25 protein-coding genes and 1 pseudogene are annotated in these 20,772 nt (G+C 66.6%); 19 read left to right on the top strand and 7 right to left on the bottom strand.

The genetic code is table 11. The features are described from left to right. Window positions 1-158, bottom strand: a pseudogene (locus K5880_RS22655) (flagellin); the annotation flags it as partial. A gap of 471 nt (window positions 159-629) precedes the next feature. Between K5880_RS22655 and flhD the strand changes: the two are divergent. The 13 genes from flhD to K5880_RS22590 all read left to right on the top strand — a co-directional run bounded on the left by flhD (window position 630) and on the right by K5880_RS22590 (window position 13,549). Further along, window positions 630-971, top strand: a complete 342-nt coding sequence (flhD, locus tag K5880_RS22650; protein ID WP_297658098.1) for a flagellar transcriptional regulator FlhD — start codon at window positions 630-632, stop codon at window positions 969-971. Between the two features lie 30 nt (window positions 972-1,001). Then, on the top strand, window positions 1,002-1,538 hold the full coding sequence (gene flhC, locus K5880_RS22645; protein ID WP_297658095.1) for a flagellar transcriptional regulator FlhC: 537 nt from the start codon (window positions 1,002-1,004) through the stop codon (window positions 1,536-1,538). A 156-nt stretch (window positions 1,539-1,694) separates the two neighbouring features. Next, the gene (gene motA, locus K5880_RS22640; RefSeq protein WP_297658092.1) at window positions 1,695-2,552 is read left to right on the top strand and encodes a flagellar motor stator protein MotA; all 858 of its coding nucleotides are present in this window, start codon (window positions 1,695-1,697) and stop codon (window positions 2,550-2,552) included. Window positions 2,553-2,666: 114 nt separating this feature from the next. Next, window positions 2,667-3,704: a flagellar motor protein MotB gene (motB, locus tag K5880_RS22635; RefSeq protein ID WP_297658089.1), complete on the top strand. Its 1,038-nt coding sequence runs from the start codon at window positions 2,667-2,669 to the stop codon at window positions 3,702-3,704. 49 nt (window positions 3,705-3,753) lie between these two features. Next, window positions 3,754-4,140 (top strand): chemotaxis response regulator CheY, encoded by a 387-nt coding sequence (gene cheY / locus K5880_RS22630; protein WP_297658085.1) that lies wholly within the window; start codon window positions 3,754-3,756, stop codon window positions 4,138-4,140. 14 nt (window positions 4,141-4,154) lie between these two features. Further along, window positions 4,155-4,778: a protein phosphatase CheZ gene (locus tag K5880_RS22625; protein WP_297658082.1), complete on the top strand. Its 624-nt coding sequence runs from the start codon at window positions 4,155-4,157 to the stop codon at window positions 4,776-4,778. A gap of 231 nt (window positions 4,779-5,009) precedes the next feature. Next, a complete protein-coding gene (gene flhB, locus K5880_RS22620; protein ID WP_297658079.1) occupies window positions 5,010-6,167 on the top strand; it encodes a flagellar biosynthesis protein FlhB in 1,158 nt (385 codons plus the stop codon). Continuing rightward, window positions 6,164-8,242, top strand: coding sequence for a flagellar biosynthesis protein FlhA (gene flhA, locus K5880_RS22615; RefSeq protein ID WP_297658075.1), 2,079 nt, complete (start codon window positions 6,164-6,166; stop codon window positions 8,240-8,242). The genes flhB and flhA overlap by 4 nt, the downstream gene beginning before the upstream one ends. Then, the gene (gene flhF, locus K5880_RS22610; protein WP_297658072.1) at window positions 8,239-9,768 is read left to right on the top strand and encodes a flagellar biosynthesis protein FlhF; all 1,530 of its coding nucleotides are present in this window, start codon (window positions 8,239-8,241) and stop codon (window positions 9,766-9,768) included. The genes flhA and flhF overlap by 4 nt, the downstream gene beginning before the upstream one ends. Continuing rightward, window positions 9,761-10,555, top strand: a complete 795-nt coding sequence (locus K5880_RS22605) for a hypothetical protein (protein ID WP_297658069.1) — start codon at window positions 9,761-9,763, stop codon at window positions 10,553-10,555. The genes flhF and K5880_RS22605 overlap by 8 nt, the downstream gene beginning before the upstream one ends. A 2-nt stretch (window positions 10,556-10,557) precedes the next feature. Continuing rightward, window positions 10,558-11,274: an RNA polymerase sigma factor FliA gene (locus K5880_RS22600; RefSeq protein WP_297658066.1), complete on the top strand. Its 717-nt coding sequence runs from the start codon at window positions 10,558-10,560 to the stop codon at window positions 11,272-11,274. 158 nt (window positions 11,275-11,432) lie between these two features. Then, window positions 11,433-11,894, top strand: a complete 462-nt coding sequence (locus K5880_RS22595) for a cache domain-containing protein (RefSeq protein WP_297658063.1) — start codon at window positions 11,433-11,435, stop codon at window positions 11,892-11,894. Window positions 11,895-11,992: 98 nt separating this feature from the next. Further along, entirely contained in the window at window positions 11,993-13,549 is a 1,557-nt protein-coding gene (locus tag K5880_RS22590; protein WP_297658060.1) for a methyl-accepting chemotaxis protein, read from the top strand. A 21-nt stretch (window positions 13,550-13,570) separates the two neighbouring features. Here the strand turns inward: K5880_RS22590 and K5880_RS22585 are convergent, their stop codons facing one another. The 6 genes from K5880_RS22585 to flgA all read right to left on the bottom strand — a co-directional run bounded on the left by K5880_RS22585 (window position 13,571) and on the right by flgA (window position 16,354). Beyond that, a complete protein-coding gene (locus K5880_RS22585; protein WP_297658057.1) occupies window positions 13,571-14,050 on the bottom strand; it encodes a hypothetical protein in 480 nt (159 codons plus the stop codon). A 139-nt stretch (window positions 14,051-14,189) separates the two neighbouring features. Beyond that, the gene (locus K5880_RS22580; RefSeq protein ID WP_297658054.1) at window positions 14,190-14,384 is read right to left on the bottom strand and encodes a hypothetical protein; all 195 of its coding nucleotides are present in this window, start codon (window positions 14,382-14,384) and stop codon (window positions 14,190-14,192) included. Between the two features lie 13 nt (window positions 14,385-14,397). Beyond that, entirely contained in the window at window positions 14,398-14,592 is a 195-nt protein-coding gene (locus K5880_RS22575) for a hypothetical protein (RefSeq protein ID WP_297658051.1), read from the bottom strand. A 153-nt stretch (window positions 14,593-14,745) separates the two neighbouring features. Continuing rightward, the gene (locus tag K5880_RS22570; protein WP_297658048.1) at window positions 14,746-15,111 is read right to left on the bottom strand and encodes a hypothetical protein; all 366 of its coding nucleotides are present in this window, start codon (window positions 15,109-15,111) and stop codon (window positions 14,746-14,748) included. Window positions 15,112-15,140: 29 nt separating this feature from the next. Further along, window positions 15,141-15,464, bottom strand: coding sequence for a flagellar biosynthesis anti-sigma factor FlgM (gene flgM, locus K5880_RS22565; RefSeq protein ID WP_297658046.1), 324 nt, complete (start codon window positions 15,462-15,464; stop codon window positions 15,141-15,143). 131 nt (window positions 15,465-15,595) lie between these two features. Continuing rightward, window positions 15,596-16,354, bottom strand: a complete 759-nt coding sequence (gene flgA / locus K5880_RS22560; protein ID WP_297658043.1) for a flagellar basal body P-ring formation chaperone FlgA — start codon at window positions 16,352-16,354, stop codon at window positions 15,596-15,598. 206 nt (window positions 16,355-16,560) lie between these two features. Here flgA and flgB point away from each other — a divergent pair, with 206 nt between their 5' ends. The 6 genes from flgB (at window position 16,561) to flgF (ending at window position 20,722) form a co-directional block, all read left to right on the top strand. Further along, on the top strand, window positions 16,561-16,968 hold the full coding sequence (flgB, locus tag K5880_RS22555; RefSeq protein ID WP_297658041.1) for a flagellar basal body rod protein FlgB: 408 nt from the start codon (window positions 16,561-16,563) through the stop codon (window positions 16,966-16,968). A 17-nt stretch (window positions 16,969-16,985) separates the two neighbouring features. After that, a complete protein-coding gene (flgC, locus tag K5880_RS22550) occupies window positions 16,986-17,390 on the top strand; it encodes a flagellar basal body rod protein FlgC (protein WP_297658039.1) in 405 nt (134 codons plus the stop codon). 30 nt (window positions 17,391-17,420) lie between these two features. Continuing rightward, complete coding sequence (locus K5880_RS22545) at window positions 17,421-18,083, top strand: flagellar hook capping FlgD N-terminal domain-containing protein (protein WP_297658036.1); 663 nt, start codon at window positions 17,421-17,423, stop codon at window positions 18,081-18,083. A 62-nt stretch (window positions 18,084-18,145) separates the two neighbouring features. Further along, window positions 18,146-19,369: a flagellar hook protein FlgE gene (gene flgE, locus K5880_RS22540; protein WP_297658033.1), complete on the top strand. Its 1,224-nt coding sequence runs from the start codon at window positions 18,146-18,148 to the stop codon at window positions 19,367-19,369. A gap of 26 nt (window positions 19,370-19,395) precedes the next feature. Next, window positions 19,396-19,857 (top strand): hypothetical protein, encoded by a 462-nt coding sequence (locus tag K5880_RS22535; protein ID WP_297658030.1) that lies wholly within the window; start codon window positions 19,396-19,398, stop codon window positions 19,855-19,857. 127 nt (window positions 19,858-19,984) lie between these two features. Next, a complete protein-coding gene (flgF, locus tag K5880_RS22530) occupies window positions 19,985-20,722 on the top strand; it encodes a flagellar basal-body rod protein FlgF (protein WP_297658028.1) in 738 nt (245 codons plus the stop codon). Window positions 20,723-20,772: the final 50 nt, after the last annotated feature.

Here is a 20,772-nt window from a genome sequence, read left to right as displayed (position 1 = left end):
ATGCGCTCGGAGATGGCCAGGCCGGCCGCGTCGTCCTTGGCGCTGTTGACGCGCAAGCCCGAGGACAGGCGCTGCATGGAAGTGGCCAGCGAACTGGCCGAGCTGCTCAGGTTGCGCTGAGCGTTCATCGACATCACGTTCGTGTTGATGGTGGTCATAACTAACTCCTGTAAATGGACTTGGAAAGTGAACCGGCTTCATGGACAGGGCAGGGGCGTGTTCCCCTGGCATGTCCATCGCCGTGTCGACCCTTGCGGGCCTCCACCGTCGCTGCTCGCCGCCTTTGCTGGCCGGACGACGAACCCATTTGGAAGTTCGTTGAGTCAATTTCGGTGATGAGTGGAGATTCTTGAGGTTTGTGTGCAAACCAACCGGCGGATAAACCGGGCCGTTCGGCACCAGTTCGCCGCTTTACCCGCGGCGGCCCTGGGGCAGCGCCGCAGAGGAAGGACCGGAATGCATAACAAGGTTGTAGGCGATTGCCTGACAAGGGGGTGGTGCACACCTGACAGCGCGGACAGCCATTTACCGATTCAAGTTTTTTTACCGGTCGACACAATTCAACACATCGGGTCAGCACATGTAAGCACATCGCCAGCACGGCGGCCCCAACCGAGAAGGAACGCATCATGGACAACGAACAACTCCTGGCAGAAATCCGCGAAGCCAACCTGACCTATCTCATGCTGGCGCAGAACCTGATCCGCAAGGACCGCGCCGAAGCGCTGTACCGCCTGGGTCTGACCGAGGAAGCCGCCGACCTGCTGGGCATGCTGTCCACCGCTCAGCTGCTCAAGATCGCGTCGAGCAACATGCTGCTGTGCCGCTTCCGCGTCGACGACGATCTGGTGTGGAACCTGCTCACCAGCCACAACGTGAAGAAGGTCGACAACGCGACCACCACGCAGTTGCACGCCAGCATCCTCATGGCTGGCAAGTTCGCCGAGTCCATGGCCGTCACCGCCCACTGATTTCCTTCCTCCCCCTTCCCGGAGCACACCATGGCCGCAGGCAAGAGCATCCTCAACGAGTCGCGTGACATCGAACGCGCGGTCGCCCTGATCCAGCTGGGCGCACGCCTGCAGGTGCTGGAGTACGAGACCAGCCTGTCCTACGAGCGCCTGCTGCGCCTGTACAAGGAAGTCGCCGGCAAGTCGCCGTCCAAGGGCCAGTTGCCCTTCTCGACCGACTGGTTCCTGACCTGGCAGCCGAACATCCATGCCTCGCTGTTCCTGAACATCCACGAGTACCTCTCCAAGACCAGCGAGCTCGAGGAGATCGACACGGTCATCAAGGCCTTCCGCCTGTACAGCGACCAGATGCAGGCCAGCGCGATCGAGCCGCTGCTCTCCATCACCCGCGCCTGGCGCCTGGTGAAGTTCGTCGACAACGGCATGCTCACCCTCACCAAGTGCTCCTGCTGCGGTGGCCATTTCGTGACCGAACCCTACGAGAACCGCCACTTCGTCTGCGGCCTGTGCCAGCCGCCCGCGCGCGCCGGCAAGGGATCGGCATCCGGCGGTCTGCGCCTGCACTGAACAGGTCGCACCCTCAAACCCTGAAATGGACCCCGATGCGGGTCCATTTCGCGTTTATGGGTCCGCTCAATCGCCTCTAGAGTTGGTCGATAGAAAACACATCCCTCCAAGTCACGTCCGCGTGCGAGCGCAGCGTCCTCTTTCAGGCACAAGAACATGTTCGTCATCATCGGTTTCATCGTCTCGATGCTCTGCATCTTCGGGGTTTTCATACTCCACGGCGGCAACATCGGCGTGGTGCTCAAGGCTTTGCCCTTCGAGCTGACGACCATCCTGGGCGCGGCCCTGGGCGCGTTCCTGATCAACAACCAGATGAAGGTGGTGAAAGCCTCGTTCAAGGGACTGGCCCTGTGCTTCAAGGGCAGCCGCTACACCAAGGCGCGCTACATGGAGCTGCTGGCGCTGCAGTTCGACATCCTGCAGAAGGCCCGCAAGGAGGGTCTGATGGCGATCGAGCAGGATGTGGAAAACCCGCACGAGTCCGCGCTGTTCAAGAAATACCCCACCATCGCTGCCGATCACCACGTGGTCGAGTTCATCACCGACTACCTGCGCATGATGGTCTCGGGCAACCTCAACGCGCACGAGATCGAGTCGCTGATGGACGCCGAGATCGAGACCCACCACCAGGAGGCGCATGCCCCGGTGGCAGCCATCGCGCGCCTGGCCGGCGGCTTGCCGGCATTCGGCATCGTGGCCGCGGTGCTGGGTGTGGTCAACACCATGGGTTCGGTCGGACAACCGCCCGCGGTGCTGGGCGGCATGATCGGCTCGGCACTGGTCGGGACCTTCCTCGGGATTCTGCTGGCCTACGGTGTCTTCGAGCCGCTGGGCGGGCTGATGGACCAGAAGATGGAAGAGGGCAGCAAGGAACTGCTGTGCGTCAAGACCACGCTGCTCTCCAGCATGCAGGGCTATGCGCCGCTGACCGCCATCGAGTTCGGCCGCAAGGTGCTGTTTGCCGACGTGCGGCCGACCTTCACCGAGCTTGAGACCCACGTGAAAAAGAAGTGATCATGCGAGCGCAGGCACGTTATCCAGGGGCACCGCGGAACTGGCTTTGCCAGGCCGCTGGTGCCGTCGTCCCCCCGAGGGGGGAACGCGCGCAGCGCGGCAGGGGGACTTCAGATGGCCGGTGATGGCAAGAAGCTGCAGCCCATCATCGTCAAGCGCATCAAGAAGGGTGGGCATGCCGCGCATGGCGGCGCCTGGAAGATCGCGTACGCCGACTTCGTGACCGCGATGATGGCGTTCTTTCTGCTGATGTGGCTGCTGGGCTCGACCGCCAAAGGCGAGTTGCAGGGCATTGCGAGCTATTTCCAGTCGCCGGTGAAGGTCTCGCTCATGGGCGGGCCCGGTACCGGCAACAGCAGCAGCATCCTGCCCGGTGGCGGGCGAGACCTGAGCAAGGCTTTCGGCCAGATGGACAGCGGCGAGGCCGAACGCGCCGCCAAGCTCATTGGCGCCCAGATGGCGCGCGCCGAACAGGCTCGCAAGGATGCCGCGCGCATGGAGGTGCTGGAGCGCAAGATCACCAGCCTGATCGAGCGCAACCCCAAGCTCTCCGAGTACGGTTCACAGATACAGCTGGAGAAGACCACCGACGGCCTGCACATCCAGATCGTCGATCAGCAGAACCGGCCGATGTTCGACACCGGCAGCGCGCTGGTCAAGCCCTACATGCGCGACATCCTGCGCGAGATCGGCGCCGCACTGGGCGATGTGGACAACCGCATCGCGCTGGCCGGCCACACAGACGCCACCCCCTATGGCAGTGGTGAACGCGGTTACAGCAATTGGGAACTCTCGGCCGACCGCGCCAACGCCTCGCGCCGCGAGCTCGTGGCCGGCGGCCTGCCCGACGACAAGCTGCGCCGGGTCGAGGGTCTGGCGTCGAGCCGCCTGCTGCGGCCCGAACAGCCCATGGACCCGATCAACCGGCGCATCAGCATCGTGGTGATGACGCAGGAGGCCGAGGAGCGCCTGGCGGCGCCCCCGGCGCCCGTGGTGGTGCCCCTCGCGCCTGTTCCCGCCGCCCCTGCTGCGCTGCCCGTCTCTGCCCCCGTGCCGGCGGCGCCGGCGCCAACGGTGGCGACTTCGGTGGTCGCACCCGCGCTTCAGATTTCCGGCGAAGTGACGAAATCTCCCTCACAGAGCGGTGGCTGATGCGGCCGCCACTCCCTTCCCTTGATCCTTTCCTCCCACGGAGGCATTCATGTCCACCCCGATGAAATTCCTGATCGTTGACGACTTCTCCACCATGCGCCGCATCGTGCGCAACCTGCTCAAGGAGATCGGGCACGCCGACGCCGACGAGGCCGAGGACGGTGTGGTGGCCCTGGGCAAACTGCGCAACGGGGTGTTCAACTTCGTGGTCTCCGACATCAACATGCCCAACATGAACGGGTTCGAGTTGCTGGCCGAAATCAAGAAGGACGAAAAGCTCAAACACCTGCCGGTGCTGATGGTGACAGCGGAGGCGCGCAAGGAGGACATCGTGCTTGCGGCGCAGAACGGCGCGGCCGGCTATATCGTCAAACCCTTCACCAAGGCCACTCTGGAAGAGAAGCTCGCGAACATCTTCAAGAAACTTGGCATCTGACGGAGCACCGCACCATGAACTCCAGTGAACAAGAAGAAGGTGGCTCGGGCAGTCCCGACATGTTTCGCCAGTTGGGCTCGATCACGCGCCAGCTGCACGACGCGCTCAAGGAACTGGGCTACACCGACAAGCTCAAGGGCACGGTGGACCAGTTGCCCGACGCGCAGAGCCGGCTGTCCTACATCGCCCGCCTGACCGGCGAAGCCGCCGAGAAGGTGCTCAACCACGTCGACGAAGGCAAGGCCGAGCAGGCACTGATCGCCGAGCGCGGTCGCCAGCTGCTCGACACCATCCGGCGCGTGCCGGCGCTGGCCAAGGCCATGCCCGAGCTGGTGGAGTGGACGCAGGACGTCATTCACACCGCCGAGAAAACCGACTCGCGCCTGACCGACATCATGATGGCGCAGGATTTTCACGATCTCACCGGCCAGGTGATTGGCCGGGTGGTACACCTCGCGGGCACGATTGAGGAACAGCTGCTGGGCCTGCTGCTGCAGTCGGCACCCTCGGGCCAGCCGGGGCAGGACCACGCGATCGTCGAGGGCCTGGCCGGCCCGGTGGTCAATGCCGAAGGCCGCACCGACGTGGTGAGCGACCAGGCGCAGGTCGACGACCTGCTCGCTTCCCTCGGCTTTTAGCCCCTCGAACGCCCACACCGCCTCAGGCTCGGGGTGGTCGGGCGTGCTGTGGAGCGAAATAGAGGAGGAGCCGGCACCAGCCGGCGGGGGACATTCGCGGAACAGCGCGCCCGGCCGCCATGAGCCCGCGAGGTGCGCCAGAGAAAAGCGCCACCGAAGCGCGTCTTATCACCCTTTAGTTTTTCCGCGCGGATTCCAGAATCGGATTCACCGATCGAGCGAACCCGCACCATGGAATCATCCAGCCAGGACAAGAACCTACCCGCCACCGCGCAGCGCCTGAAGAAGGCGCGCGACGATGGTCAGGTGCCGCGTTCAAGGGAACTGGGCAATCTGGCAGTGCTCGGCGGCGGTGCCATGGTGCTGCTGGCGCTCGCACCGGCCGGCTTCGAGAAGCTGCGCAGCGCCCTGCAGGGCCAGTTGCGCTTTGACCACCAGACCCTGCTCAAGCCCGAACTGGCCTCCGAGCGCCTGGTGGACGGCTTTACCCATGGCCTCATGCTGTACCTGCCCATGGGCGTGATCGTGCTCGCGCTGGTACTGCTCACCGCCTTCGCCTCGGGCAGCTGGGCGCTGAGCTCCAAACCCCTCATGCCGGACCTGAGCCGCATCAACCCGCTCAAGGGCATTGGTCGCCTGTTCTCCAAGCAGCAGCTGTTCGACACCGCCAAGCTCTCGGTCCTCACCGGCGTGGTGGGCGTGGTGGCCTGGCAGTTCATCGCCTCGCACGTGGAGCCGTTCGGCACGCTGCTGATGCTGCCGCTCGAATCGGCCCTGGGCCAGCTCGGCGCCTGGCTCATGTTCGGTGTCGGCCTGCTGCTGCTGGTGGTGGCACTCGTGGCCATGATCGACTTTCCGATGCAGAGGTTCCTGCACGCGCACCGCATGCGCATGTCGCACCAGGAAGTCAAGGAAGAACACAAGCAACTCGAAGGCGACCCCCACATCAAGGGCAAGCGGCGCCAGCGCCAGCGCGAGATGGCCCAGCGCAACAGCGTGGGTGCCGTTCCCAAGGCCGACCTGGTGGTGATGAACCCGACCCACTACGCCGTGGCGATCCGTTACGACGACGCCACCATGAACGCGCCGCGCGTGATCGCCAAGGGCGCCGACCTGCTGGCGATGAAGATCCGTGACGTGGCCAAGGCGCACAAGGTGCCGGTGCTGCAGTCGCCCATGCTGGCGCGCGCGCTCTACGCGCATGCCGAGATCGACGACGAGATTCCCTCGGCGCTCTACACCGCCGTGGCCCAGGTGCTGGCCTATGTGTACCAGATCAAGGCCGCGCTCAGCGGCCAGGGCGTCATGCCCGCCGAGCAGCCCACGCCGATGGTGCCGCCCGAACTCGACCCGCACTTCAAGAAACCCGCCCCGGAGGCCTCTGAATGAACGCCCTGCAGCCCCTGCAGCAATGGCTGAACCGCAACGCAGGCTGGGCCGCCGGCCTGGCCGCGCCCATGCTGGTGATCACCGTGCTGTCGATGATGGTGTTGCCGCTGCCGCCCTGGCTGCTCGACACCTTCTTCACGCTCAACATCGCACTGGCCCTGGTGGTGATGATGGTGGCCGCGTACATGAAGCGCCCGCTCGACTTCTCGGTGTTTCCCACGGTGCTGCTGCTCACCACGCTGCTGCGCCTCTCGCTCAACGTGGCCTCCACCCGCGTGGTGCTGATGGAAGGCCACACCGGCCCAGGCGCGGCCGGTGCGGTGATCGAAGCCTTCGGAAGCTTCCTGATCGGTGGCAACTTCGCCGTTGGTTTCATCGTCTTCGCGATCCTGGTGGTGATCAACTTCGTGGTGATCACCAAGGGCTCGGAGCGCATTGCCGAGGTGTCCGCGCGCTTCACCCTGGACGCCATGCCCGGCAAGCAGATGGCGATCGACGCCGACCTCAATGCCGGCCTGATCGACGAGAAGGAGGCCAAGCGCCGCCGCGCCGAGGTGGGTGACGAGGCCGAGTTCTTCGGCTCCATGGACGGTGCCTCCAAGTTCGTGCGCGGTGACGCCATCGCCGGTATCCTGATTCTGTTCATCAACATCATCGGCGGCTTCATCATCGGCATGGCGCAGCACGGCCTCTCGGCGGGTGAGGCGGCGGACAACTACATCCTGCTGGCCGTCGGTGACGCGCTGGTGGCGCAGATTCCCAGCCTGCTGATCTCGGTGGCCGCGGCCATGGTGGTCTCGCGTGTGGGCAAGGACGAGGACCTGGGCGTGCAGGTGATGGAGCAGATGTTCCTCTCGCCCAAGGTGATGGGCATCACCGCGACCGTGCTGTTCATGCTGGGCATCGTGCCCGGCATGCCGCACCTCGTGTTCCTGACGTTTGCCGCGCTTGCCGGCGGCCTGGCCTGGTGGCAGCTGCGCCAGCAGCGCAAGCCCGCGCCCGAACCCGAGGCGCCCGCAGCGCAGGGCGACGGCGAAGCCACCTGGGACGACCTGCAGCCGGTCGACCTGCTGGGCCTGGAGCTGGGCTACCGCCTGATCGCGCTGGTCGACAAGACGCGCCAGGGCGACCTGCTCACCCGCATCAAGGGCGTGCGCAAGAAGTTCGCTCAGGAAGTGGGCTTCCTGCCACCGGCAGTGCACGTGCGCGACAACCTGGAGCTGCGCCCCAGCGGTTACCGCATCACGCTGCGCGGCGTGGTGGTGGGCGAAGGCGAGGTGTTCCCGGGCATGTTCCTGGCGATCGATCCCGGTGGCATCAACACGCCGCTGATCGGCACGCCCACGACCGATCCGGCGTTCGGCCTGCCGGCGCACTGGATCGAGGAAAAGCAGCGCGAGAACGCGCAAATGGCCGGTTTTACGGTGGTTGATTCCGAGACTGTGCTGGCCACGCATCTTTCACACTTGATGCAAGTCCAGGCGGCCAAGTTGCTGAGCCGGACGGAGACCCAGGACCTGGTTGAACACGTCACCCGCCTGGCCCCCAAACTGATCGAAGAAGTCGTCCCCAAGATGGTCCCGGTTGCCACCTTCCAGAAAGTTCTCCAGCTGCTGCTGGAAGAGTCTGTGCACGTGCGCGACATCCGAACCATCATCGAATCGCTGGCCGAGCACGCGTCCCAGACCACCGATCCGACCGAGCTGGCCCGCCGCGTGCGCATGGCGCTCTCGCCGGCCATCGTGCAGCAGATCTACGGCGCGGTGAAGGAGCTCGAGGTCATCGCCATCGAGCCCGGCCTGGAGCGCTTGCTGATGCAGGCGCTCTCGGGCGGTGCCAACGGCGCGCTCGATCCCGGCGTGGCCGAGATGCTGAGCAAGTCCGCCACCGACATCGCCAACCGCCAGGAGGAAAAGGGCGTTCCCGCCTGCCTGCTGGTGCCCGACGCCATCCGCAACGCCATGTCGCGCCTGCTGCGCCGCGCCGCGCCGCGCCTGCAGGTGCTGGCGCACAGCGAAATTCCTGAAACCCACCTGATCCGCATTGGCCCGATTCTTGGAGAACTCGCATCATGAACATCCAGCGCTTCACCGCTCCCACCTCGCGCGAGGCCATGGCCAAGGCCCGTCGCGCCTTTGGCGACAGTGCCGTGATCCTCTCCACCCGCTCCACCGGTGACGGTTTCGAGGTGATGGCCGCGGCCGAGGAGAGCCTGGCGTCCCTGGCGGACCATGCCGCCGCCACCGGCGCACCGGCCGCGCGGGTGCCGCAGATCGCTGCCCGAGCGCAGGCTGCCGCCCCGGTCGCCGCGAGCGCCCCGGCGTCTGTGGAAAGCGATACCGAAGCGCTGGCCATGAGCACGCTGTCGTTCCAGGACTATGTGCGCGAGCGCATGCTGCGCAAGCGCCGTGAGGCCTTGCATGGCACGCCCGCCGCTGCCCACGAGGAAGCGGCCGCTGAGCCGCCGCGCCGCGCACCCGTGCAGGCCGCTGCACCGCAGATCGTGGCCAGACCCGAGCCGATCGCCGTGCCGGTGCAGCGCTTCAACCAGCCCGATCCGATCGTGGCGCGCAATCCGGCGCCCATCCGCACGCGCCAGTCCGAGCCGGCCTGGGAAGACTCGGTGCCCTCGACGCGCTTCCCGAGCAACGATGACAGCCGCATGGCGGTGGAACTCTCGGCGCTCAAGGACATGATCGAGGAGCGCTTCAACACCCTGGCCTGGCTCGGCTCGTCCAAGCAGAACCCGATCCAGTCCAATCTGATGCTCAAGATGATCCGCGCCGGCTACTCGCCCGCGATGTCGCGCGCCGTGCTCGAACGCGTCCCGACCGACGCCGGCGCCGCCGAGGCGGTGCGCTGGCTGATGGACGTGATCACGCGCAACCTCAAGGTGGCCGCCCCCGGCGCGAGTCTGTGCGACGAAGGTGGCGTGATCTCGCTGATCGGCGCCACCGGCGTCGGCAAGACCACCACCGCCGCCAAGCTGGCCGCGCAGTGCGTCAAGCAGTACGGCGCCGCCAGTGTCGGCATGATCACGCTCGACACCTACCGCGTCTCGGGCTACGAACAGTTGCGCGCCTTCGGCCGCATGCTCGGCGTGGTGGCGCACCTGGCGCACGACCGCGCCGCACTCAAGGATCTGCTCAACCTGCTCTCAGGCAAGCGCCTGGTCATCATCGACACCGCCGGCCTGGGCCAGCGCGACCAGCGCATCCAGGACATGCTCGACGTGCTCGACATGCCCAAGGTCAAAAAGACCCTGGTGCTCAACGCCGGCTCGCAGGGCGACACGCTGGACGAGCAACTGGCCTCGTTCAAGTCCAGCTCGCTGCACGGCGTGGTGCTTTCCAAGGTCGATGAGGCCGTCAAGCTCGGCCCGGCGCTGGACGCGCTGATCCGCCACCAGGTGGTGCTGCGCGGCGTGGCCAATGGCCAGCGCGTGCCCGAGGACTGGCAGAACCCCGACGCGGCCGCTCTGGTTCGCATGTCCATGGGCACGCAGGGCAAGTCGGCCTACGACCCCCTGGCTACCGACATGGGCTACTTCTTCGCGCAGGCATCCGGCCGCGGTATCGACCTGGGGGCCTCGCATGTTTGAACCCGGCTTCGACCAGGCTGCCGGCCTGCGGGGCGATCCACCCGCCCGTGGCGCGGTGCTCATGCCCGTGGCCAGCCCGGCCCAGCCCGCGCGCGCCTACGAACTGCTGTGCACGCTGGCATCGAGCCTGGCGGCCGAGGGCCGCGCCGTGATCATCGTCGATGGCACCGCCACCGAGGCCACCAGCCGCGACCGCCATGACGGTGCCCATCTGGGCCTGATGCGTGTGCTACAGGATCCATCCATCGCCCACCTGGAACGCGCCCACGACGGCGCCGACTGGCTGGTGATGCCGGGCGCCGTGGGTCTGCATGCACTGCAGGAAACGGCCCGGGCCGCCGGCGCCGAGGTTGCGCTCACGCGCCTGCTCACGCCATTCGCGTCGGGCGCGCTGGTGCTGTTGTTTGCACCCGCCTTCTCGCTCACCGAGCTGCTGCGGGGCCTGGCCGCGCGCGTGCTGGTGCCCGTGATCGAACAGCCGCAATCCAGCATCGACGCCTACGGCGCCGTCAAGCTGCTGCACGCCGCCGGCCTCTCGCCCGCGCTGGCGCCGCTGGCCAGCGGCGCAGGCACCGCGCTGCAGACCGTGGTGAACGTCGTGGCCGATACCGCGCAGCGCCACCTGGGCCTGCCGCTGGAGAGCTGGCCGGCCCGCACCTGGGCCCAGCGCGTGCAGGCGTGCGCCCTGGAGCGGCCCCGCCAGCGCCATGCCCATGGCTACCACGGCCTGGTGCCCGGTGCTTCCCGCACCGCCCGCACGGCCAACGCATATTCCCTCTGGAGTTGAAGATGTACACCGCCAAAGGCACCCTCAACCGGGACGACCAGCTGCGCAAATACAGCCCGCTGGTGCGCCGCCTGGCCCACCACATGATCGCCAAGCTGCCGCCCAGCGTTGAACTCGACGACCTGATCCAGGTCGGCATGATCGGCCTGACCGAAGCGATTGCGCGATTCGAACCCACGCAGGGCGTGCAGTTCGAGACCTTCGCCAGCCAGCGCATCCGCGGCGCGATGATCGACGAGCTGCGCGAGGGCGACTGGATGTCGCGCGGCTCGCGCAAGAGCCAGAAGGACATCGAGCAGGCCGTCAACCGCCTGCAGCAGAAGCTGCACCGCGTGCCCAAGGAAAGCGAGATCGCCGAGGAAATGGGCATGAGCCTGGCCGATTACCAGCACCTGCTGGCCAAGGTGCGCGGCACCCAGCTCGTGTACCTGGAAGACATCAGCGGCAACAGCGACGACGACGACGGATTTCTGGACCGCCACATGGGCGATCACGAGGCCGATCCGTCGGCCGTGCTGCAGGACCACCGCATGCGCACGGCGCTGGTGGCCGCGATCAAGGTGCTGCCCGAGCGCGAGCAGCAGATCATGTCGATGTACTACGAGCACGACATGAACCTGAAGGAAATCGCCGCCGTGCTCGGCGTGACCGAATCGCGCATCTGCCAGCTGCACAGCCAGTCGATCGCCCGCCTGCGTGCGAAATTGCGCGAGCACTGAACCGACGTGCCCGGACGAGGGTTTACCCGGGTCAAGGTCGGACCCCCGCTGGCCGATCTGGGTAGCACGTCGGGCTTACCTGGTCCGCGTGGTCACTGCGCCGAAGTGCGCGTTTTTCACGGGCCTTCAGGGCCCGGTCATTCCACGGAGTTGCATCAATGAAATCCCTGTTTCGCCCCCTGCTTGCCCTGTTCGCTTCGCTGGCCTTCGTGACGGGCGCATCCGCCCAGGAGCACGGCACGCGCGATGAAGCCAAGGCCATGACCGAGGCCGCCATTGCCCACCTGAAGAAAGTCGGCAATGACAAGGCCTTTGAAGACTTCACCAAGGACAAGGCCAACTGGAACAAGAAGGATCTGTACGTTTTCCTGCTGGATACCGATGGCGCCATCAAGGCGCATGGTGCCAACGAGAAGCTGGTGGGCAAGAACCTGCTCAACCTCAAGGACCAGAACGGCAAGGAATTCGTCAAGGAATTCGTGGCGGTCGCCGGCAAGGGCGAAGGCTGGGTCGACTACGACTGGGCACATCCGGTCAGCAAGAAGGTGGAAGGCAAGGCCACCTTCATCAAACGTGTCGCCGGCACCAACCTCGCGGTGGCCGTGGGCGTCTACCGCTGATGCCCTGCGCGGTGGTGGTGCCTGCGTGCGCCATCACCCGTCCGCGCCGATGCCGTCCACCGAGACGGCGCTTTCCCTTCGAACACGAGGCAAGAACGATGAAGCTGTTTGACAACGCCCGGATCGGTGTCAAGGTCGCACTGGCGCCGTTGATCACCATGCTGTGCCTGGCGATCGTGGCCGGCCTGGGCCTGTGGGCCACGCGCGATCTCTCCAGTTCGCTGCGCTCCATGCAGTCGTCGACCTTGCCCACGCTGGCCACCACCACCGAGCTGCAGCGCCGCATCGGCGCGGCCTATGCCAGCACGAACCAGTCACTGGCATGGACCGGGGCCGAGTTTCCTGCCACGCGCATCGACGCCCTGGACAAGGCCCTGGCCAGCGAGCTGGGCGAGATCGAAACCTTGATCAAGGCGCAGCATGCATTGCCGATCTGGGACGAAGCCGCGCGCGAGCAACTGCTGGTGCTGGAGAAAACGCACGCCGCCTTCCGCCAGACGGCACTGGATGCTATCGACATGAAGAGCACCGGCCTGGCAACGGCGGGCAGTTTCATCGACATCATGCAGACCGCGTACCTCAAGCTCGACGAACAGATTTCCGCTCTGGCTGCCAGCCAGCGCGAAGCTGCCAACGCCCGCGTGGACGCGTCCGCGGCCGCCGCCGCGGGCAAAGGCATGGGCATTGCAGTGGGTGCGGCGCTGGCGCTGCTGCTCTCGGCGGTGGCCGGCTGGTGGTGCGCACGCCGCATCGTCGCGCCGCTGCGCGCCGCGCGTGCCCTGGCCGCCGCGGTGGCCGACGGCGACCTGCGCACGCAAAGCCACAACACCTCGAACGACGAGACCGGCCAGGTGCTGCAGGCGCTCGACCAGGTCTCGGCACAGCTCGGCGAGCTGGTCGCCGAGGTGCGTGGCACGGCCCAGCAGGTCGAGGTGGCTTCGAGCGAAATCGCCCACGGCAACACCGATCTCTCGGGCCGCACCGAGCAGCAGGCCGCGCGCCTGCAGCAGGCGGTGAGCGCCATCGAACAGCTCAGCGGCAGCCTGCGCCAGGCGGCACAGCATGCGCAGCAGGCCGACGGGCTCGCACGCCAGGCCAGCGAAGTCGCCCGCGAGGGCGGTGAGGTGGTCGACGAGGTGGTGCGCACCATGGACCAGCTCAACGCCCAGTCGCTGCGCATCCGGGAAATCATCGGCACCATCGACGGCATCGCCTTCCAGACCAACATCCTGGCGCTCAATGCAGCGGTGGAGGCCGCGCGCGCGGGCGAGCAGGGCCGTGGCTTTGCGGTGGTGGCCGGTGAGGTGCGCAACCTCGCGCAGCGCTCGGGCGAAGCCGCGCGCGAGATCCGCAAGCTCATCGGCACTTCGGTGGAGTACACGGAGGCCGGTACGACCAAGGTGCAGGCCGCCGGCGACACCATGCGCCGCATCGTCGAGTCGATCGGGCGCACCACCAGCATGATGGGCGAGATCGCCACCGCCAGCCGCGAGCAGGCCGAGGGCGTGTCGCACATCAACCAGGCCGTCTCCGAGATGGACCAGTCGACCCAGCAGAACGCCGCGCTCGTGGAGCAGGCCGCCGCGGCCACCGAGTCGCTCAAGTCGCAGTCGCAGCGGCTGGTGCAACTGCTCGACCGCTTCCGCACGGCGTGAGGGCGCACCCGCGCCGGCCGATCAGCCGCCGCGGGTGAGCTTGAGAGCTTCCATCAGCGCCTGGATGAGGCGTTGCGCCCATCTGGGCAGCTTCTCCAGCAGCCTGGCGATGCTGCCACTGACGGTCTCGATCTCGTTGATCACGTCCTCCCCCAGGGGGTCGCCGGATTCCTCCTCGAAATCGATGGTGTTGCCGGGAATGGCGACGGTGATGCCCACCTGTTCCGCCGCCGCGCGGTAGCGGCAGGCGATGTAGACGAACTCCTCGAACAGCGCGCCCAGCGCGGAGCGGGCGTCGTCGAAGTCGAGCACCACGGCGCGCGCGTCTTCGGGGGCCAGGCGCCGCGTGAACTCGTCGGCCAGGTGCCGCGCGACGTAACCCATGCGCCGGGGCCCCGCGTGCTGGCTGCGCAGCACCGCGACGGCGCCGACGGTCTGGACGAAGGCAATCAGACCACGCCGGAAGTCCTCGCTGCTGGGAGCGACGATTCTCTGCTCCATGCGGATCCTCTCGAAAGGTATCGGCGTGTCGATGCTATGCCGGCAGCGGCTGGCGTCAAGAGCCTGTGGTGTCCCTCCAGCGGCTCACCGATGGTGCGGCGCGATGCGCGGTGGTGCTCAGGCCCGGGGCCTGCCGGTTTCAACCCTGCTGGCAGAGCGCGTGCGGGCGCTCCCAACCGGTGCCGTTGCGCGGCCATTCGACCAGCACACCTTCATGGGTCTGGGCGACCACGCGGCCGTCGACGCGATCCAGGCTGCCTTTGTGCCAGCGGTTGACGCGGGCGCCGGCCGCAAAACGCGGGGCCTGAAAGAGGGATTTGAGGAAATTCATCATGGGGCGAGCGGGTTCAGTGCGCGCCGAAGGTGTGGCGGCCGCGGTGGGCACGGTCCCAGCGGCGTTGCATGTCTTCGAGCTGGTGCAGGCTGCGGGCGGTGCTGAGGTAGGCCTCCAGACCATCAGACGGACCGGTCGTGACGCGGCGGAAGAAAGCGCCGACCGAACGGCGCAGGCGGGACCACAGGGAATGCGGAAAAGTGTTCATGGATCGTGTACCTAGGGTTAACCCTGATTATAGTAAGCGGACTCAAGAAGAGCCGCTCTTCATCAGAATGGCTAATGTGTCATCAGGGGGTGCGCCCGCGCCAGGCGAAAAAAAACCGGCGGAGCCGGTGTGCGCGCGGGGGCGGGTGTGCGCTCAGGCGGTCAGGAAGCCGCGGCCGGCGCCGCCCGTGGTCGAGGGCTTGACCATGCGGCCGTAGGTGGGCTGCTGCTGCATGGCCTGTTGAGGCAGCAAGGAAGTGAGCGCACGCTGATTTTGTGCATTGGCTCGCAGCACGGCCTGGCGCAGACGGGCAAACCGCTGGGCCGCGCTCTGGGTGTCCTGTTGCAGCGTGGCATCCGGCCCGGCAGCCGCGGGGGCTTGCTGCAGGACGGCCTGCAGCGCTGCGCTGGCCTGTTCCACGCCAGGGGCGTCGCCGCGCAGCAGGGCGGCTTCCAGCGCGTCGAGCTCGGCCTGCAGCGATCCGATCCAGGGGTGGGTGGTCGTGGCAGCGAGCGTCATGGCGGGGGTGGTCCTGCGTTGGGAGGTGTTCAGGCCCGGCCGCCGTTGAGCATTTCAGCGGCGTTGGCCAGCATCTTGTCGGCAATGGCCTCGGCGTTCACCTGGAACGTGCCGCTGGCAATCGCCTGCTTCATGGATTCGACCTTTTCGGCGTTGAACACCTCGCTGCCGCCAGAGCCCATCGCCGAGACGGTGGAAGGCGACAGGGTCACGGTCACGCCCGCCTGGGGCCTGGCCGGGGTAGCACCTGCTGCGGCGGCCAGATCGGCGCCCGCGACGGGTTTCTCGGCGGTCTTCTGGGGACCACCGGCCACGGAACCAATATAGGAATCGGGTGACGAATCGACTTTCATTTCACGCTCCAAACCCCGCAGTCAGGGTGATGTGAAAGAACTATCGACCCCGGTGGCGCGAACTTTAAGCATTTTTATGGCGCCGGTTCGGGCAATCCGTCACGCCCGGCGGTCCGTTGCCGATGCCCGGTTCACAGCGCCATCTCGACGGTCTGGTCGTCCTGCACCTCGCCGGTGACCACCCGCCCACCTGGCAGCCGGATGCGGGCGGACTGCCCGACCAGGCCGTGGGTGAGGGCCTTGCCGGTGGCCGAGATGCTGAAACCCGTGCCGCTGCCGTTGACCCGCACCTGATCGCCCGCGGCAAAGGCCTTCGTCGGACGCACCATGTTCTCGCGGATCGCCTGACCCGGTGTGAGGGCAAACGCGGTCTGCTGGCCGACCCACATGTCGGGCCGGGCCAGCACGGCCGACGACTGGGCCGCCCAGTCCACTTCGACCTGTTCGGCGTCATCTTGAGACAGGGTCGCGCCGGCATCGACCGGACGCCTGAGCACCCAGGCCGGCCCCCAGGCCTTGATGGTGACGGGAATGTAGACATTCCAGCGCCGAGGTCCGTCCACACAGCGCAGGCCGATGCGGCTTCGGCCCCACAGGCGAGAGCCCGGCGGCAGGTGGGGTTCGACCTTCGCGCAGGGCGCCAGGCGCAGACGCGAGTCGAGCGAGCCCATCACCACCTCGGTGCGCAGGGGCAGCTCGGCGTCCTGCGGCAACTGGGCGTCCAGCGTCGGCTTGAGCCAGGCGCGGGCGGTGTTCTCCAGCGCATCCGTGGACTCGCTGGCCAGCGTGGTGCCACTGGCCCCCAGCCACAGGGTGGCCAGCAGGCAGGCCCCGTGGCGCACCAGCTGCCGCAAGGGGTTTCGCTGGGGGTGCGGGCGGGTGGCTGGCATGGCGGTCTCCTGAGGGGCTGCGGGCTGTTCAGAGGAGCACTGTAGGCCGTGGCCGTCGCGGACAAAGCCGGGAAATGCCTTGCAAAGCGGCGTTTGTTCCGCTCATTGCCCACCCTCAAGATTTTCATAATTCCTTCAACCCCCGGTATCGGGACCTCCCTGCAGAGGTACCACACCGGCCCCGACACCCGAAGGAGTTGCCGCACATGCTTGAACAGATGACCGCCCGGCTGGACTTCCATTCCAACGCGCTGCTGTTGCGCTCGCAGCGCCAGCAGGTGATCGCCAGCAACATCGCCAACGCCGACACCCCCGGCTACATCGCACGCGATTTCGACTTTGCCGCCGCGCTCAAGAGCGTCTCGGGCGCGCAGACCGGCGCGGGCGCGGCCGTGAGCCAGACCAGTGCCGGCCACATGCGCCTGGGCACCACCGACGCACGCCACCCCGACCTGGCCTACACGGTGCAGACGCAACCGAGCCAGGACGGCAACTCGGTCGACCTCGACCGCGAGCGCGCCAACTTCGTGGACAACAGCGTGCGCTACGAGTCCACGCTGCGTTTCATCAACGGTCACGTGAAAACAATGCTTTCCGCGATCACCGGCCAATGAGCTGAAAGGAATCTGCCATGTCGATGTTCTCCATCTTCGGGGTCTCGGGCAGCGCGGTCAGCGCGCAGTCGCAGCGCCTCAACGTGGTGGCCAGCAACCTGGCCAACGCCGATGCCGTTGCCGGGCCGGACGGCCAGACCTACAAGGCGCGCCACATCCTGTTCCAGACCGTTCCCATGGGCGGCGATGGCAGCGCCGGGGTGAAGGTGCAGAACATCGTCGAGAGCGATGCGCCTGGCCGCCGGGTGCACAACCCCAGCCACCCCAGTGCCGACGCCGACGGCTACGTGACGCATGCCAACGTGAACCCGGTCGAGGAGATGGTGAACATGATCTCGGCCTCGCGTTCGTACCAGAACAACGTCGAGGTCATGAACACGGCCAAGTCGCTGCTGCTCAAGACCCTTCAGATGGGGCAGTGAGCCCGTCGCAACGCCCCCAGGACCTGATCCATGTTCATCCAGCCCCTTGATCTCAGCAACCTCGGCAACACGCCGGGCAGCACCACGGGCACGTCGGCCAGCAACGCGACGGATCCCCAGGCCTCGCAGGACCGTTTCCTGAAGCTGCTGGTGGCCCAGCTCAACAACCAGGATCCGCTCAACCCGATGGACAACGCGCAGATGACGACCCAGATGGCGCAGATCAACACGGTCAGCGGCATCCAGGAACTCAACGCCACGCTCAAGGGCATGGCGGCGCAGTTCTCTTCCGCGACTGCGCTGCAGGGCACCTCGCTGATCGGGCGCGAGGCCCTGTTGCCGGGCGACACGCTGACCTTCAAGAATGGCCAGGGCAAGGCGGCGTTCTCGCTCGAAGGCAAGGCCACCGACGTGAAGGTCGACATCATGGGCACCAACGGCGAAGTGATCGACACCGTGCAACTCGGCGCGCTTGGCCCCGGTCTGCACGGCTTCGACTGGGACGCCGCGGGCATCGACCCGGCCACCGTCAAGGGCTTCAAGGTGAGCGCGGTCGACGGTGGCGCGGCGGTCGACTCCGTCTCGCTCAAACGCCTGTCGGTCGACTCGGTGAGCTTCTCCGGTGGCTCCATCTACATGCTGCTGCAGGACGGCAGCACCCGCGCATACAACGACGTGCTCGCCTACATGTAAGCACCCGACCCCTCCGGTCCTATTCCAGAACAACCGTTTTCCCTCCCCTTAAGGACATCACCATGGCATTCCAGCAAGGACTCTCCGGCCTGAACAGCGCCAGCCGCAACCTCGACGTGATCGGCCACAACATCGCCAACGCCAACACGGTGGGCATGAAGAGCTCGCGCGCCGAGTTCGCCGAGCTCTACGCCAGCTCGGTCAATTCGTCGGGCGGTGGTGCCAAGGGCATTGGTGTGACGGTGGCCACGGTGTCCCAGCTGTTCACGCAGGGCAACATCACGGTGACCGGCAACGACCTGGACCTGGCCATCAACGGCAACGGCTTCTTCGAGGTGCAGCAGCCCAATGGCACCATGGCCTACACGCGCGCGGGCATGTTCAAGCTCGACCGCGAGGGCAACATCATCAACCAGCAGGGCGGCCAGCTCATGGGCTACCCCACGGACGACGCCGGCAACCGCCTGAGCTTCGAGAGCCAGCCCCTGTCGCTGCCCACCGGCGCGCCCATTCCCGCGCGCCAGACCAGCGCCATCGTGGCCGAGTTCAACCTGGACGCGCGCGCGCCCATCGCCGCCAGCGTGACGCCGCCGACCCCGATCACCACCTACGGCACGTCGATGGTGGCCTACGACCCGCAGGGCATGGAAGTCCCCGTGGCACTGGCCTTCACCAAGACCGCCAACAACACCTGGGAGGTGTACGCCAGCGTCAACGGCGGCACCCCGGCACCGCTGGCGCCGCCGGTGTCGTTGAACTTCAACGCCGACGGTACGCTCAACCCGGCCTCCATCACCCCGCCCCCGACGCTGACGCTGGCCTCGCCCAACGACCCGCTGGTGACCTTCCCGGTCACGCTCGACCTGACCGGCGCGAGCCAGTTCGGCACCGACTTCGCGGTGCACGACCTCGACCAGGACGGCTACTACCCCGGCGAGTTCGTGGGCCTGACGATCGACGAATCCGGCGTGGTCACCGGCATGTATTCCAACGGCGAGACGCGCGCGGCCGGTCAGATCGCGCTGGTCAACTTCCGCAACGCCCAGGGCCTGGCGCCTTCGAGTGGCGGCAACTGGTCGGCCACCTTCGCCTCGGGCGAGCCGGTGCGCGGCGAGCCGGGATCGGGCAGCTTCGGCAGCATCCGTTCGGGTGCGCTGGAGGACTCCAACGTTGACCTGACGGCCGAGCTGGTCAACATGATGACCGCACAGCGCGCCTACCAGGCCAATGCGCAGACCATCAAGACCCAGGACCAGGTGATGAGCACGCTGCTGAACATGCGTTGACCTCGCATGGGCGGTGAAGCGCCAGCGTGATGGCGAAGTCTGCGCTGGGCGCAACACCGCATGGGCAGCAGGGGTTGGCTCCCGGCAACAGACAGGGTGCGCGTGGCATCCCCCACCAGGGCCTGTACGGTCTCGACCATTTCCTGTGTTTCGATGCACGCCTGGGCCAGGTCGGGGTGCTCCGCAAGAGCGGGAAGCACTTTGTCGACGACTCCCCCGAAGCCCTCGGCGTGGACCACGCCGAGGCGGACGACGAGATCGACGAGGCCACCGACACCATGCCGCCGTGGCCGACGAGGTCCATTCGCGCGCTCGAGGGCGAGGGCCTGATGCTGGCTTTCGCCAGCACGGTCTCCGACGACGAGGACGACTTCGTCCAGATCGGCCGGATGGTCTGCGAGGCGTTTGAGCTCGAAGGCCTGCGGACCGAACGGGACGGTACGGCCAATGTCCGCGTCGACCTGGCCGGTCTGCGCAAGGAAACCTGAAGCGCGGAAATGAACGGCACAACCCATGCTGTTCATGGCACTGCGCCCCCTCAAGTTTTTCCACAATCCTTTAACCCCGTCGTGGCTTGCGCTGCTGGCTGCGATCGGCGAGTGAAAGGAACAGTGCATGGACCGCATGATTTACACCGCGATGACGGGCGCCAACGCCGCGCAGTACCGCCAGCAGGTGTTGGCCAACAACCTGGCCAATGTGTCCACGACGGGCTTTCGCGCCGAACTCTCCACCTTTCGCGCCGTGCCGGTGCGTGGTGATGGCGCGAGCACGCGCGTGTTCGCGCTCGAGGCCACGCCCGGGCATTCCGAACTGCCGGGATCGGTCACGGCCACCGGGCGCAACCTGGACGTGGCGGCCCAGGGCAATGCTTACTTTGCGGTGCAGGGGCTCGACGGCATCGAGGCCTACACCCGTGCCGGCGCACTCGAAGTCACACCGGACGGCACCCTGGTCGGTGGCCAGGGCCTGACCATGCTGGGCGATGGCGGACCGATCGTGATCCCGGAGGGCGCACGCGTGGACATCGCCAACGACGGCACCGTCAGCACGCGCGTGGGCGACCAGCCGCCGCAGAACGTGGGGCGCCTCAAGATGGTCACGCCCGACGCGGACAACCCCCTGCGCCGTGGCGAGGACGGCCTGTTTCGAACGCAGCAGGGCGACCCGCTGCCGGCCAGCGAGTTCGCGCGCCTGCAGGACGGCGCACTCGAAGGCTCCAACGTCAATCCCATGGAGGCCATGGTCGGCATGATCGCCGTGGCCCGCCAGTTCGAGGTGCAGATGCGCATGCTGCAGAACGGCGAAACCAACGACAAGACCGCCAGCCAGTTGCTGAGCATGAACGGCTAGGGCCTGTTCACACTATTTTTCCAAGATGCGTTGCGGATCAAAAAGGCCAT

The organism is Hydrogenophaga sp., assembly GCF_025699295.1.
Lineage (GTDB): Bacteria > Pseudomonadota > Gammaproteobacteria > Burkholderiales > Burkholderiaceae_C > Hydrogenophaga.
This window is presented reverse-complemented; position numbering and strand designations above follow the sequence as displayed.

What these genes read in the sequence shown, in the direction of transcription:
- K5880_RS22580 (WP_297658054.1), bottom strand. Translation starts at nt 14,384, where the DNA reads ATGATGAATTTCCTCAAATCCCTCTTTCAGGCCCCGCGTTTTGCGGCC.
- flgA (WP_297658043.1), bottom strand. Translation starts at nt 16,354, where the DNA reads ATGCCAGCCACCCGCCCGCACCCCCAGCGAAACCCCTTGCGGCAGCTG.
- K5880_RS22575 (WP_297658051.1), bottom strand. Translation starts at nt 14,592, where the DNA reads ATGAACACTTTTCCGCATTCCCTGTGGTCCCGCCTGCGCCGTTCGGTC.
- K5880_RS22600 (WP_297658066.1), top strand. Translation starts at nt 10,558, where the DNA reads ATGTACACCGCCAAAGGCACCCTCAACCGGGACGACCAGCTGCGCAAA.
- K5880_RS22585 (WP_297658057.1), bottom strand. Translation starts at nt 14,050, where the DNA reads ATGGAGCAGAGAATCGTCGCTCCCAGCAGCGAGGACTTCCGGCGTGGT.
- K5880_RS22625 (WP_297658082.1), top strand. Translation starts at nt 4,155, where the DNA reads ATGAACTCCAGTGAACAAGAAGAAGGTGGCTCGGGCAGTCCCGACATG.
- flgB (WP_297658041.1), top strand. Translation starts at nt 16,561, where the DNA reads ATGCTTGAACAGATGACCGCCCGGCTGGACTTCCATTCCAACGCGCTG.
- K5880_RS22595 (WP_297658063.1), top strand. Translation starts at nt 11,433, where the DNA reads ATGAAATCCCTGTTTCGCCCCCTGCTTGCCCTGTTCGCTTCGCTGGCC.
- flhC (WP_297658095.1), top strand. Translation starts at nt 1,002, where the DNA reads ATGGCCGCAGGCAAGAGCATCCTCAACGAGTCGCGTGACATCGAACGC.
- flgF (WP_297658028.1), top strand. Translation starts at nt 19,985, where the DNA reads ATGGACCGCATGATTTACACCGCGATGACGGGCGCCAACGCCGCGCAG.
- flhF (WP_297658072.1), top strand. Translation starts at nt 8,239, where the DNA reads ATGAACATCCAGCGCTTCACCGCTCCCACCTCGCGCGAGGCCATGGCC.
- flgC (WP_297658039.1), top strand. Translation starts at nt 16,986, where the DNA reads ATGTCGATGTTCTCCATCTTCGGGGTCTCGGGCAGCGCGGTCAGCGCG.
- cheY (WP_297658085.1), top strand. Translation starts at nt 3,754, where the DNA reads ATGTCCACCCCGATGAAATTCCTGATCGTTGACGACTTCTCCACCATG.
- flgM (WP_297658046.1), bottom strand. Translation starts at nt 15,464, where the DNA reads ATGAAAGTCGATTCGTCACCCGATTCCTATATTGGTTCCGTGGCCGGT.
- motB (WP_297658089.1), top strand. Translation starts at nt 2,667, where the DNA reads ATGGCCGGTGATGGCAAGAAGCTGCAGCCCATCATCGTCAAGCGCATC.
- K5880_RS22590 (WP_297658060.1), top strand. Translation starts at nt 11,993, where the DNA reads ATGAAGCTGTTTGACAACGCCCGGATCGGTGTCAAGGTCGCACTGGCG.
- K5880_RS22545 (WP_297658036.1), top strand. Translation starts at nt 17,421, where the DNA reads ATGTTCATCCAGCCCCTTGATCTCAGCAACCTCGGCAACACGCCGGGC.
- flhB (WP_297658079.1), top strand. Translation starts at nt 5,010, where the DNA reads ATGGAATCATCCAGCCAGGACAAGAACCTACCCGCCACCGCGCAGCGC.
- flgE (WP_297658033.1), top strand. Translation starts at nt 18,146, where the DNA reads ATGGCATTCCAGCAAGGACTCTCCGGCCTGAACAGCGCCAGCCGCAAC.
- motA (WP_297658092.1), top strand. Translation starts at nt 1,695, where the DNA reads ATGTTCGTCATCATCGGTTTCATCGTCTCGATGCTCTGCATCTTCGGG.
- K5880_RS22570 (WP_297658048.1), bottom strand. Translation starts at nt 15,111, where the DNA reads ATGACGCTCGCTGCCACGACCACCCACCCCTGGATCGGATCGCTGCAG.
- K5880_RS22605 (WP_297658069.1), top strand. Translation starts at nt 9,761, where the DNA reads ATGTTTGAACCCGGCTTCGACCAGGCTGCCGGCCTGCGGGGCGATCCA.
- flhA (WP_297658075.1), top strand. Translation starts at nt 6,164, where the DNA reads ATGAACGCCCTGCAGCCCCTGCAGCAATGGCTGAACCGCAACGCAGGC.
- flhD (WP_297658098.1), top strand. Translation starts at nt 630, where the DNA reads ATGGACAACGAACAACTCCTGGCAGAAATCCGCGAAGCCAACCTGACC.